General features: G+C 55.9%; 10 protein-coding genes and 1 tRNA gene. 2 read left to right on the top strand and 9 right to left on the bottom strand.

Features of this window, described 5'->3' with window-relative positions; all coding sequences use genetic code 11:
* Window positions 1-27: 27 nt before the first annotated feature.
* Window positions 28-2472, top strand: a complete 2445-nt coding sequence (fadE, locus tag HV107_RS14845; protein WP_182059707.1) for an acyl-CoA dehydrogenase FadE — start codon at window positions 28-30, stop codon at window positions 2470-2472.
* 108 nt (window positions 2473-2580) lie between these two features.
* Window positions 2581-3351 (top strand): amidohydrolase, encoded by a 771-nt coding sequence (locus HV107_RS14840; RefSeq protein WP_182059705.1) that lies wholly within the window; start codon window positions 2581-2583, stop codon window positions 3349-3351.
* 50 nt (window positions 3352-3401) lie between these two features.
* On the opposite strand, the gene HV107_RS14835 is transcribed toward HV107_RS14840, so the two are convergent.
* From HV107_RS14835 to dnaQ, 9 genes are all read right to left on the bottom strand, one after another.
* A complete protein-coding gene (locus HV107_RS14835) occupies window positions 3402-5003 on the bottom strand; it encodes a gamma-glutamyltransferase family protein (RefSeq protein ID WP_182063524.1) in 1602 nt (533 codons plus the stop codon).
* 9 nt (window positions 5004-5012) lie between these two features.
* Complete coding sequence (locus tag HV107_RS14830) at window positions 5013-5888, bottom strand: ABC transporter permease (protein ID WP_014069009.1); 876 nt, start codon at window positions 5886-5888, stop codon at window positions 5013-5015.
* Between the two features lie 3 nt (window positions 5889-5891).
* Entirely contained in the window at window positions 5892-6833 is a 942-nt protein-coding gene (locus tag HV107_RS14825) for an ABC transporter permease (protein WP_166717172.1), read from the bottom strand.
* A gap of 21 nt (window positions 6834-6854) precedes the next feature.
* Window positions 6855-8369 (bottom strand): ABC transporter substrate-binding protein, encoded by a 1515-nt coding sequence (locus HV107_RS14820; RefSeq protein ID WP_182059702.1) that lies wholly within the window; start codon window positions 8367-8369, stop codon window positions 6855-6857.
* Between the two features lie 2 nt (window positions 8370-8371).
* Window positions 8372-9454 carry an ABC transporter ATP-binding protein gene (locus HV107_RS14815; RefSeq protein WP_182059700.1) on the bottom strand — a complete coding sequence of 361 codons (1083 nt, stop codon included), beginning with the start codon at window positions 9452-9454 and terminating at the stop codon, window positions 8372-8374.
* Window positions 9451-10464: an ABC transporter ATP-binding protein gene (locus HV107_RS14810; RefSeq protein WP_182059691.1), complete on the bottom strand. Its 1014-nt coding sequence runs from the start codon at window positions 10462-10464 to the stop codon at window positions 9451-9453. The genes HV107_RS14815 and HV107_RS14810 overlap by 4 nt, the downstream gene beginning before the upstream one ends.
* Window positions 10461-11180, bottom strand: coding sequence for a FadR/GntR family transcriptional regulator (locus HV107_RS14805; RefSeq protein ID WP_166717170.1), 720 nt, complete (start codon window positions 11178-11180; stop codon window positions 10461-10463). Before HV107_RS14805 ends, HV107_RS14810 begins: the two co-directional genes overlap by 4 nt.
* A 383-nt stretch (window positions 11181-11563) precedes the next feature.
* Window positions 11564-11640: transfer RNA gene (locus tag HV107_RS14800), tRNA-Asp, on the bottom strand.
* A 131-nt stretch (window positions 11641-11771) separates the two neighbouring features.
* The gene (gene dnaQ, locus HV107_RS14795; protein ID WP_074392815.1) at window positions 11772-12503 is read right to left on the bottom strand and encodes a DNA polymerase III subunit epsilon; all 732 of its coding nucleotides are present in this window, start codon (window positions 12501-12503) and stop codon (window positions 11772-11774) included.
* Window positions 12504-12545 lie beyond the last annotated feature (42 nt).

The raw sequence follows: 12545 nt of genomic DNA, 5'->3' as shown, positions 1-12545 counted from the left end.
CTCCTACAAGCAAGGGAGCTTTTCTTTATGATGATTTTGAGCATTATCGCAACTGTTGTTCTGCTCGGTGTGCTGTTCTATCACCGTGTAAGTTTATTCCTGAGCAGCCTGATTTTACTGGCCTGGACGGCTGCGTTTGGCGTCGCAGGTCTCTGGAATATCTGGCTTTTGGTTCCTCTGGCAATCATCTTGTTGCCGTTTAACTTTACGCCTATGCGTAAGTCGATGATCTCCGCACCGGTGTTCAAGGGCTTTCGTAAAGTGATGCCGCCGATGTCGCGTACTGAGAAAGAGGCGATTGATGCGGGCACCACCTGGTGGGAAGGCGACCTGTTCCAGGGCAACCCGGACTGGAAAAAGCTGCATAACTATCCGCAGCCACGACTGACCGCTGAAGAACAGGCCTTCATCGACGGCCCGGTGGAAGAAGCGTGCCGCATGGCAAACGATTTTGCGATTACTCACGAAATGGCCGACCTGCCGCCAGAACTGTGGGCGTATCTGAAAGAGCATCGCTTCTTCGCCATGATCATCAAGAAAGAGTACGGTGGCCTGGAATTCTCTGCCTACGCTCAGGCTCGCGTACTGCAAAAACTGTCTGGCGTTTCCGGTATCCTGGCGATCACCGTCGGCGTACCGAACTCTTTAGGCCCGGGCGAGTTGCTGCAACATTACGGTACCGAAGAACAGAAAGATCACTACCTGCCGCGTCTGGCTCGTGGCCTTGAAATTCCATGCTTCGCGCTGACCAGCCCTGAAGCGGGTTCAGATGCAGGCGCTATCCCGGATACCGGTGTGGTTTGCATGGGTGAATGGCAGGGTGAGCAGGTGCTCGGGATGCGCCTGACCTGGAACAAGCGCTACATCACGCTGGCACCTATCGCCACTGTGCTGGGCCTGGCCTTTAAACTTTCCGACCCGGAAAAACTGCTGGGTGGTGAAGAAGATCTGGGCATTACCTGTGCGCTGATCCCAACCTCTACTCCAGGCGTTGAAATCGGTCGTCGCCACTTCCCGCTGAACGTACCGTTCCAGAACGGCCCGACCCGCGGTCAGGATATCTTTGTACCGATTGATTACATCATCGGCGGCCCGAAAATGGCCGGTCAGGGCTGGCGTATGCTGGTGGAATGTCTGTCGGTGGGTCGCGGCATTACGCTGCCGTCGAACTCAACCGGTGGTCTGAAGTCTGTGGCGATGGGGATTGGTGCTTACGCTCATATCCGCCGCCAGTTCAAAATTTCCATCGGCAAGATGGAAGGTATCGAAGAGCCGCTGGCGCGCATCGCGGGTAATGCCTACGTAATGGATGCCGCAGCATCGTTAATTACCTACGGCATTATGCTGGGCGAAAAACCGGCCGTGCTGTCTGCAATTGTGAAGTACCACTGTACCCACCGTGCCCAGCAGTCGATCATCGATGCAATGGATATCGCGGGCGGTAAGGGCATTATGCTCGGCGAAGGCAACTTCCTCGCCCGTGGTTATCAGGGTGCGCCTATCGCGATCACCGTTGAAGGGGCGAATATCCTGACCCGCAGCATGATGATCTTCGGCCAGGGGGCCATTCGCTGCCATCCGTATGTGCTGGAAGAGATGGCTGCCGCGCAGAATAACGACGTGGATGCCTTCGATAAACTGCTGTTCAAACATATCGGTCACGTGGGCAGCAACAAAATGCGCAGCTTCTGGCTGGGCCTGACCAACGGCCGCACCAGTTCAACGCCAACCGGTGATGCAACTAAGCGCTATTACCAACAGCTGAACCGTCTGAGTGCCAACCTGGCCCTGCTGTCTGACGTTTCCATGGCGGTACTGGGCGGTAGCCTGAAGCGTCGTGAACGTATCTCTGCCCGTCTGGGTGATGTGCTGAGTCAGGTATTCCTGGCCTCTGCGGTGCTGAAACGTTATGACGACGAAGGCCGTCAGGAAGCGGATCTGCCGCTGGTGCACTGGGGTGTACAGGATGCTATGCATCAGGCTGAGCAGGCTATCGACGATTTGCTGGCGAACTTCCCGAACCGCTTTGTGGCTGGAGCCCTGCGCGTGGTGATCTTCCCGACCGGACGTCATCACCTGGCACCATCTGACAAGCTGGATCATAAGGTGGCGAAGATCCTGCAAGTACCGAGCGCAACCCGCTCCCGTATCGGCCGTGGTCAGTACCTGGCGCCAACCGAGCATAACCCGGTGGGTCTGCTGGAAGAGGCGCTGCTGGACGTGATGGCCGCCGATCCGATTCACCAGAAAATCTGTAAACAGCTGGGCAAAAACCTGCCGTTTACCCGTCTGGATGAACTGGCTAAACAAGCGCTGGCGGGCGGTATCATCGATAAAGATGAAGCGGCAATTCTGGTGAAAGCGGAAGAAAGCCGTCTGCGCAGTATCAACGTGGATGATTTCGAACCGGAAGAGCTGGCGACACAGCCGGTAAAGCTGCCGGAGAAGCACCGTAAACCTGAAGCGGCATAACCCGTTTCGTGCTGACAAACCCCGCCGCGTGCGGGGTTTTTTATTGCCACATTTTCTCGTAGTGTCGTGCTACAGTGTCAAAAAGCAGTCGTTTGAGGAGTCTGAATTGTGCCTGGTCTGAAGATTTCGATTTTGCAGCAACCTTTAGTGTGGATGGATGGCCCTGCCAACCTGCGTCACTTTGATCGTCAACTGGAAGGTATTACCGGGCGCGATGTCATTGTCCTGCCAGAGATGTTCACCACCGGCTTCGCGATGGAAGCGGCAAAACAGTCAATGCCACAAGACGACGTGGTTGCCTGGATGCACGCCAAAGCGCAACAAACCAACGCCCTGATTGCCGGCAGTGCCGCACTGCAAACCGATCGCGGGCCGGTGAACCGCTTCCTGCTGGTCGAGCCGGAAGGCAACGTGCATTTTTACGATAAACGCCACCTGTTCCGCATGGCGGATGAACATCATCACTACGAAGCGGGTAATGAGCGCGTGGTGTTTGAGTGGCGCGGCTGGCGCATTCTGCCGCTGGTTTGCTACGACCTGCGTTTCCCGGTCTGGTCGCGTAACCGTAATGATTATGACGTGGCGCTGTATGTTGCCAACTGGCCTGCACCGCGCTCCCTGCACTGGCAGTCGCTGCTGGTGGCGCGCGCGATTGAAAATCAGGCTTATGTCGTTGGCTGTAACCGTGTGGGCACCGACGGCAACGGGCATCACTACCGGGGCGACAGCCGGGTCATTAATCCACAGGGTGAGATTATTGCCACCGCCGAGCCGCATCAGGCAACGCGTATTGATGCTGAAATTTCGATGACGGCGCTGAAAGAGTATCGGGATAAGTTTCCGGCGTGGCAGGATGCAGATCCGTTTAGCATTGGGTGAATGCTTCCCCTCACCCCAGCCCTCTCCCAAAGGGAGAGGGTGGAAAATCATTAGCTGACCAACGCCTGCCCGTCTTTGCGGCTTTCCGTCGCGGCTACGTAGTGCCCTTCCGGCAGACGGTAAATCACCTGCGCGCCACCAAAGTTGTAATCCTGAAGTGGGTCTTCCACAACAATCTGATGCCCGCGCTCGCGCAGCGCCGCAATGGTATTGCGGTCAAACGTCGACTCAACAATAACCTCTCTGCCCTGCACCACGCGCCAGCGCGGCGCGTCGATTGCCGCCTGCGGGTTTTGCCCGTGCAGCATAATACGCAACGCCATTTGCATGTGCCCCTGCGCCTGCATTGGCCCGCCCATCACGCCGAATGACATTAGCGGCTTGCCGTTCCCGTCCATCGCAAAGCCCGGAATGATGGTGTGGAACGGGCGTTTGTTGCCTGCCAGCGCGTTCGGGTGATTTGGATCCAGCACAAAACCGCAGCCACGGTTTTGCAGGCTGATCCCGGTATCGGGAACCACCACGCCGGAGCCAAAGCCCATAAAGTTTGACTGAATAAAGGAGATCATCATGCCGCTGGAATCCGCTGCGGTGAGATAAACCGTCCCGCTTTGGGTTGGGGAACCGTAGGTGAAGTCAGAGGCTTTATCCTGGTCAATCAGCGCAGCACGCGATTTCAGGTAGGCATCGCTCAGTAACTCTTTAGCGGCGAACTCCATATGCTCTTCATCCGCCACGTAGCGGTCGAGATCGGCCAGCGCCAGTTTCATTGCTTCGATGGACAAGTGCAGCGCCTGCACGGAATCCGGGTGATGTTTTTCGATACCGCACTGCTCCAGGATGCCGAGCGCAATCAGCGTGGCGATCCCCTGCCCGTTTGGCGGCAACTCCTGCACCGAGCCGCCCGCAAAATCGCGCGACAACAGCTCAACCCAGTCTACGCGATGGTTTGCCAGATCATCAGCCGTAAGATGTGCGCCATGTTCTTTGGCGAAGGCGGCAATTTTCTGCGCCAGCTCGCCACGATAAAACGCTTCACCGTTGGTTTTGGCAATCAGCTCCAGCGAGTTTGCTTGCGCCGGGTTACGGAAGATTTCGCCAATACGCGGAGCACGTCCTTCCGGGGCGAAACACGCACTAAAGCCCGGCTGGTCTTTCAGCTTGTTGTAGCCACGCTGCCACAGATGACCAATCAGCGGCGACACCGGGAAACCGTTACGCGCATACTCAATTGCGGGCTGAGCCAGCGTTGTGAGCGGCAATGTGCCAAAACGTTCCGCCAGTGCGACCCAACCCGATACCGCGCCCGGAACGGTCACGGCCTCCCAGCCAATTTCCGGCACTGCCGTTTTACCGGCAAACATATCCGCGTGCCAGCTGGCAGGTGAACGACCAGATGCATTAAGACCGTGAAGTTTTTCCCCGTCCCAGACGATGGCAAACGCATCGCTGCCAATACCATTCCCGGTGGGTTCGACCACCGTCAGCGCCATCGCAGTGGCAATCGCGGCATCAACGGCGTTACCGCCCAGTTGCAGCATCCGCATCCCCGCCTGCGCCGCCAGCGGCTGCGAAGTTGCCACGGCGTTGTGGCCCATCATCGGGGGGCGTCGTGAATCGTAACCGGAAGTAAAATCAAGCGCTTTGGTCATCATGACTCCTTAGTCGTGGCGCGGATCGAGCGCATCGCGCAGCCCGTCACCGAGTAAATTAAAGCCCTGTACCGCAAGGAAAATCGCGATACCGGGGAAAACAGACATCCACGGGGCCTGCTCAAGGAACCCCTTCGCGGTATTAAGCATGGAGCCCCAGGACGGGTTCGGCGGCTGCTGGCCGAGCCCTAAAAATGAGAGACTGGCTTCTGCGATAATCGCCGAGGCGATCGCCAGCGTGGCCTGCACCAGAATCGGTGACATCACGTTAGGCAGAACGTATTTCACAATGATCCAGCGATCCGGCAGGCCAATCGCCCGCGCACCGTCGATGTACTCTTCATTGCGAATGGCAATCACCTGGCCACGCGTCAGACGAGCGAAGATAGGCATCGCGGAAAGACCGATGGCGATCATGGCGTTGGTCAGGCTTGGCCCTAAAAATGCCCCCAGCGCGATCGCCATAATCAGGAATGGACAGGCCAGCAGCGCTTCAATAAAGCGCGAGATCACGCCATCCCACATTTTCTGGAAGTAGCCCGCCACCAGCCCCAGCGGCACGCCGATGACAACGGCAATCACTACCGACATACATCCGGCCATCAGTGAGGTTCTCGCCCCCCAGACAATGCGCGACAGAATATCGCGCCCCAGTTCGTCAGTGCCAAACCAGTACATGGCCGAAGGGGCTTTACGCACCGCCAGAAAGTTAGCTTTGACCGGGTCAAATGGGGCTATCCAGGGCGCGAGCAGCGCCAGCAAAACGAAGAAGCCCACAATCACCGCGCCAATCACCGCACTTTTGTTGGCGAGGAATTTTTTCAGTACCCGGTTCTGTGCGCGCGGAAGTGCAGGCGCAACGGTTTGAGTCGTCAGTTCCGCCATCATTTAACCTCGCATTTTCGGGTTGATAAGGACATACAGCACGTCGGCCAGCAGGTTCAGCAGCAGGAAGCCGATCGCCACGATCAGTACCACGCCCTGCACCACGGCATAATCGCGGTTAAAGACAGAATCGACGATCATCTTGCCAAAGCCAGGAATGGTGAAGACCTGCTCGGTCAGCACCGCGCCGCCCAACAGCTCGCCAAACAACAGCGTGGTGAGGGTGATAACCGGAACCAGCGCATTGCGAAATGCGTGCTTTAAAATTACCGCTTTCGGCAGCAACCCCTTTGCCCGGGCGGTACGGATGTAGTCCGCTTTCAGCACCGCAATCATCGACGCGCGGGTATGGCGCATCAGCGTGGCCGCCAGCCCCGTCCCAAGGACCGATGCCGGCAGCAGCAGCGTGCGCAGGTTCTGGAGCGGATCTTCACTGAACGGCACAAACCCCGAGGCAGGCAGCCATTGCAGATTGACCGAGAACACCAGGATCAGCAGGATCCCAAGCCAGAAGTGCGGTATTGAGATCCCCGAGATCGCCACAAAGTTCGCGCCATGATCCACCCAGCTGTTTTTATTGACCGCCGCAAGGATCCCCATCCCGATACCGAACACCAGCGCAATGATCATCGCCAGCAGCGACAGCTCCAGCGTCACCGGCAGTTTGCTGGCAATCAGTTGTGTGACCGGTTCGTGAGTACGTAAGGAGACACCAAGATCGCCCTGGAGCGCGCGCGTCAGCCAGTGGAAGTACTGCACAGGAATGGGCGCATCCAGGTTTAATTCAGCGCGCAACTGCGCAATCACCGCCGGATCGCGCTCCTCCCCGGCCATCGCAATCAGCGGGTCGCCTGGCAGCAGCTTTTGCAGACCAAACACCATCATGCTCACCAGTAGCAGAGTCGGGATGGCCAGCAGCAGACGTTTGCAAATCAGTTCAAGCATGGTTTCTCCTCAGGGACTTATTTATTTCGCCAGCGTCAGACCGGCAAGACGCACAATGCCGTCCGGATAAGGTTTAAAGCCCTGCACGCTTTTGTTCAGGCCAAAAATACGCGGCTCAAAGTAGAGGTAAGCGATAGGCATGTCGGTTTGCAGTTGCTTCACTACTTTGTCGTACAGCGGCTGGCGTGCGGCCTGATCGGTGTTCAGACGCGCCTGAGTTAACCATTCATCCACCTGCGCATTGCTGTAACGGCCATCGTTTAAGGTGCCTTTGCTGTTAATGAAGCCAAAGATGCTGCCATCCGGATCGGGGCGACCAGACCAGCCGGAGAAACTCAGCTGATAATCACCGCTTTGCTGGCGATCGAGCAGCGTAGCGAATTCGGTCATTTGCAGATTGAGGTTAAAGCCAGCTTCCGCCACCATCGCCTGAAGCACCTGCCCTACCTGCTGAGAGGTCGGGTTGTTTGGTACCAGAAGGTTTACGGTCAGCGGTGTTGCCACGCCCGCCGCTTTCAACAGCGCTTTCGCTTTGTCGACGTCGCGCGGTGGTACCGGCAGGTTGACGTGATACGGGCTTACCGTTGAAAACGCCTGGTTTGCTGGCGTGTACAGCCCTTCGAACACCACCTGATTGATGGCATCACGGTCGATAGCCTGTGAGAACGCCTCGCGCACGCGGGCATCCTTGAACGGATCGTTCGCCGGGACTTTGCCGTTATTAATGTTGAAGGTAATGCCCTGATAACCCAGACCGGTGACCTTCGCCAGCGTCAGCTTGCTGTCGGCTTCCACGGTTTTAACATCGCTCGCCGCAATGCCTTCGGTCAGATCAAGATCGCCTGCACGCAGGTTGGCCAGACGTACAGAGGCGTCCGGGATCGGCAGATAAATTATCTTATCGAAGTGGTAAGCGTCTTTATTCCAGTAGTTATCAAAACGCGTCAGCACGATGCGGTCCTGTGACACGCGGCTCTCGAATTTATACGGGCCGGAACAGACCGGATGGGCAGCAAAATCAGGTTTTTTCGCCGCTTCTGGTGCCATCATCGCGCCGGCACGATCGGTGAGCTGCATTAACAGCGCGGCATCAGGGTTTTTCAGATGCAGGGCGATTTGCATTGGGCCGGTGACGTCAATCGACTCAACAGAAGAGATCTCGCTTTTACGCAGGGAGCCTTTTAATGTCAGGGCGCGTTCGAGGTTATATTTCGCCGCGGCGGCATCGAATTTTTCACCATCGTGGAAGGTCACCCCTTCACGCAGATTCATGGTCAGGGTTTTCCCGTCGTCACTCCAGGCCCAGTCCTTCGCCAGACCCGGCACCACTTTCAGGTGTTCGTCAACGTCCACCAGCCTGTCGCACAATGATGCGAAAACAAAGCGGCCATAGTAGGTGCGCGCCAGATGCGGGTCGAGCATGTCCGGGTCTGCCCCCAGACCAATTCGCAGCACACTTTCTGAATGGGCGGGCAGCGCCGCACCAAGCAACATTACACTTCCCAGTACGGTCAAAAGAGAATTACGCATTGTCATTATCATGAGTTCCTTGAAGGAAGGGAGGAGTGAGATGCCGCGTGTTCAAACAGCGCGCGGCGGCGCAAAAATGCTGCGGATGGCGGTGCTATCTGAATAACACTGCGATCGCGATTAATGTCCTGCCAGCGATGACAGGCAACCTGACGCCCGCCTTCAAGCACCTGGTTAATCGGCTCAACCTGGCGGCATTCATCGGTGACATACGGGCAACGGGTATGGAAACGACACCCGGAAGGCGGGTTTGACGGGTTCGGCAAATCCCCTTGTAACAGCGGCGTATCGCGCTGGGTGCCCGGCTGCATTTGCGGGGCTGAGGCAATCAGCGCCTGGGTATAGGGGTGCAGCGGCGCGTCAAAGATTTCATCGACGGTGGCAAGCTCCACAATTTGCCCGAGATACATCACCGCCACGCGGTCGCTCATATGACGGATCACCGCCAGACCATGAGCGACAATCACCATCGTCAGCCCCAACTGGTGCTTAAGACTTTCCAGCAGGTTGACCACCTGGGCCTGTACGGAGACATCCAGCGCGGAGACGGGCTCATCCCCCAGCAGCAGTTTCGGCCCTGATGCCAGCGCTCGCGCAATGCCAATTCGCTGACGCTGGCCGCCGGAAAATTCATGCGGATAACGCCCGGCCCAGGCCGCCGGTAGCCCAACGGTTTTAAGCAACTCGGCAACGCGGTACTGGCGGTCTGCTTTTTTCATGTTCTGATGCAGCCACAACGGTTCGCCCACGATCTGCTCGACCGTCATACGTGGGTTCAGTGAGGCAAAAGGATCCTGGAAAATAATTTGCAGTTCGCGCCGGAGCTGATTAAGGCGCGCGCCAGACGCGTGCGTTATCTCCTCGCCCTGATAAAATACGCGCCCTTCGCTAGCGGCCAGCAGACGCAGCAGCAAACGGCCCAGCGTGGATTTCCCGGAGCCGGATTCGCCCACGATGGCCAGTGTTTCCCCCGGCATAACGGAAAGGGAAACGCGATCAACGGCGGTGACAAAACGCGCCGGAGTAAACAGTTTTTTAGGGCCGGGGAACAGCTTGCTGAGGTCACGGGCTTCAAGAATTGGCGTCGTCATGCTGTCTCTCCCAGTGCAATATGTTGTTCCAGCGGTACGCGGAAACAGGCCACCTGATGCCCTGCACCCAACGTGTTAAGTTGTGGTTTTTCATCGTGACAACGGGTCTGCGCAAAAGGACAACGGGTGGCAAAACGGCAGCCTTTCGGCATGGATTCGGGTAGCGGCACGGCACCCGGAATGGTAGAAAGCTGGCCTTTACGCGCCCCAAGCGAGGGAATAGATCCCATCAGTCCGATGGTGTACGGGTGCTGCGGGTCAGCAAAAATCGCCTCTACGCTCCCCTGCTCCACCACTTGTCCGGCGTACATCACCGCCACCTGCTGCGCCACTTCCGCTACCACGCCCAAATCGTGAGTGATCATCAGCACCGCCGTGCCCGTTTCTTCTTTTAATGTGTTGAGCAATGCGAGGATTTGCGCCTGAATGGTCACATCCAGCGCGGTGGTCGGTTCGTCGGCAATCAGTAAACGCGGGTGATTAATCAGCGCCATCGCAATCATCACACGCTGACGCATCCCGCCAGAAAGCTGGTGCGGATAAGCCTTAAGGCGCATCTCTGCCGCCGGGATCTGAACCTTTTCCAGAATGTTCAGCGCTGCGTCCATTGCTTGCGCACGCGTCATTTTCTGATGGCGCATAACCGCTTCGCTCAGCTGGTCACCCAGGGTAAAAGCGGGGTTCAGCGAGGTCATGGGTTCCTGAAAAATCATCGCCAGCTCGCTGCCACGGAGATCGGCGTATTCGCGCGGGGAGAGCTTTCGCAGATCATGGCGACGAAACTGCATCTCGCCGCTGACGATTTGTGCGCTGGCGGGTAATAACCCCATCAGCGCCAACGAGGTGATACTTTTCCCACACCCGGATTCCCCTACCAGCGCCAGCGTTTCACCCGCTTTTACGGTCAACGAGATGCCATCAAGTACGCTGACGGGCGACCCCGCAAATTTAACGTTGAGGTTTTGCAGCCGCAGAACAGGAGATGCTTCCTTAAACGGGATCGTTGTCATAGCGTGAAATCGTCCTCAAGGTGAATTGCCTGAATCAGGGCCGTTTGCAGGCTGAGCAGGTGTTCGCGCATCGCGGCAGCGGCTTCGTTAGGCTGGCGATGGATAATCGCTGACATGATTTTGTGATGATGGTCGTTGTAGTTATCAACGCGTTCAGGGGTGCGGGCTAATTCGCGCAGATGTTGCCAGCCGGGTTCGCGCCTGACGGCATCAATTGCATCGAATAACCCCAGCATCAGGCGGTTACCTGCAGCTTCTGCTATTGCGCGATGGAATGCGCTATCCCACAGTTCATTAAGATCGCGGTCATCCGGGCTGACCTTATTAATGCGTTCCAGCATACGCTGCATCAGCGCGAGGTTTTCCCTGGTGGCACGCAGCGCCGCAAGACGGGCCAGGCCGGGTTCAAGTTGCAGACGAGCTTCCATCACTTCCAGCAAATTGGTCTGTTGTACCAGCCCCTGAAGCGCCAAAGGCTCTACAGGAGCTGCCGGGCCAATAAACGTGCCTTTGCCCTGTTTACGCCAGATCCGCCCTTCTTCTTCCAGCACGTCCAGCGCACGGCGCACTTCACGTCGCCCTACGCCGAGTGTTTCCGAAAGCTCACGTTCAGTGGGCAATGGAATGCCTGGTGTTGACTCATGCTGGTTAATAAGCCCGCGCAATTGCTCGAGTGCGGTACTGGAATTTGCCAGAAACCGTGACGGTTTTTCCATATTGGTTCGCTCGCTGTCATCATTTCTTTATTTTTATTAACAATAAGTTATGGATATGATCGATAACTTACCGTCCTAATGATTAAGCAAATAATGAACCAATAAACCATTGGTTCAGAAACTTTCTGGAAAATGCAGGTTAACTGAATGATTTAAAGCGATTTATTTTTACAAAATTGTTACAGATGGAAATGACTGCGAATGAGTAAAGCACAAAAATTGCACAAATCCAGTGCAAACAATGCACTATAATCATGCAATTGTTAATTAATTGCACCACTAATATTGAATATTTGTTAATTAACAAAAGGTATTAGATAAGATTTTTGCGGGATAGAAACGACGAAGGCCTGAATCATTTCTGATTCAGGCCTTCTGAATAGTGGCGGAACGGACGGGACTCGAACCCGCGACCCCCTGCGTGACAGGCAGGTATTCTAACCGACTGAACTACCGCTCCACTGTTCCCGTTTGGGGAACGAAGCGGATATTACGGATTGCCTCTGAACTCGTCAACGCTTTTTCTTAAGTTTTGAATCGTTTGCTGCAAAAATCGCCCAGACGGTGATTTTACAGGCATTCAGGCACTGTTTATGCACGCCACATGCAACTTCCGCCTTTCTTCTGCACTAAATCGAGACGGGATTCGTGGTTAAGCAACTCTTCATCACTGGCTAAAACCACGCGTAAACGACTCGCCTGACGCACAACCCGCTGAATACCCGCTTCACCCAGAGTTTGTTGGCCTTCATTTTCCATACTGAATGCCATCGACGTCTGCCCACCGGTCATGGTCAGATAGACATCCGCCAGGATCTGGGCATCGAGCAATGCGCCGTGGAGCGTACGCTTGGTGTTGTCTATCTCGTAACGTGAACAGAGTGCATCAAGGCTGTTTCGCTTGCCGGGAAACATCTTCCTTGCCAGCGCCAGGCTATCGGTCACCTTACAGAAGGTGTTGGTCTTCGGAATATCGCGATTGAGCTTGCTGAACTCATAGTCCATAAAGCCGATATCGAACGATGCGTTGTGAATGACCAGCTCTGCGCCTCTGATGTATTCCAGAAATTCGTCTGCAACATCTGCAAAGGTCGGCTTATCCAGCAAGAACTCATCGGCAATACCGTGAACGCCGAACGCTTCCGGGTCCACCAGCCGGTCCGGCTTGAGATAAACGTGGAAGTTGTTCCCCGTAAGGCGACGGTTCACTACCTCTACAGCACCGATCTCAATAATCTTGTGCCCTTCGTAGTGTGCGCCGATTTGGTTCATACCGGTGGTTTCGGTATCGAGAACAATCTGGCGAGTAATTGCAGTGCTCATGTCGGTCATTTATGTCAGACTTATCGTTTAACTGAACGTTTC

The sequence above is a fragment of the Enterobacter sp. RHBSTW-00175 genome (genome assembly GCF_013927005.1).
Classification (GTDB): Bacteria; Pseudomonadota; Gammaproteobacteria; order Enterobacterales; family Enterobacteriaceae; genus Enterobacter.
This window is presented reverse-complemented; position numbering and strand designations above follow the sequence as displayed.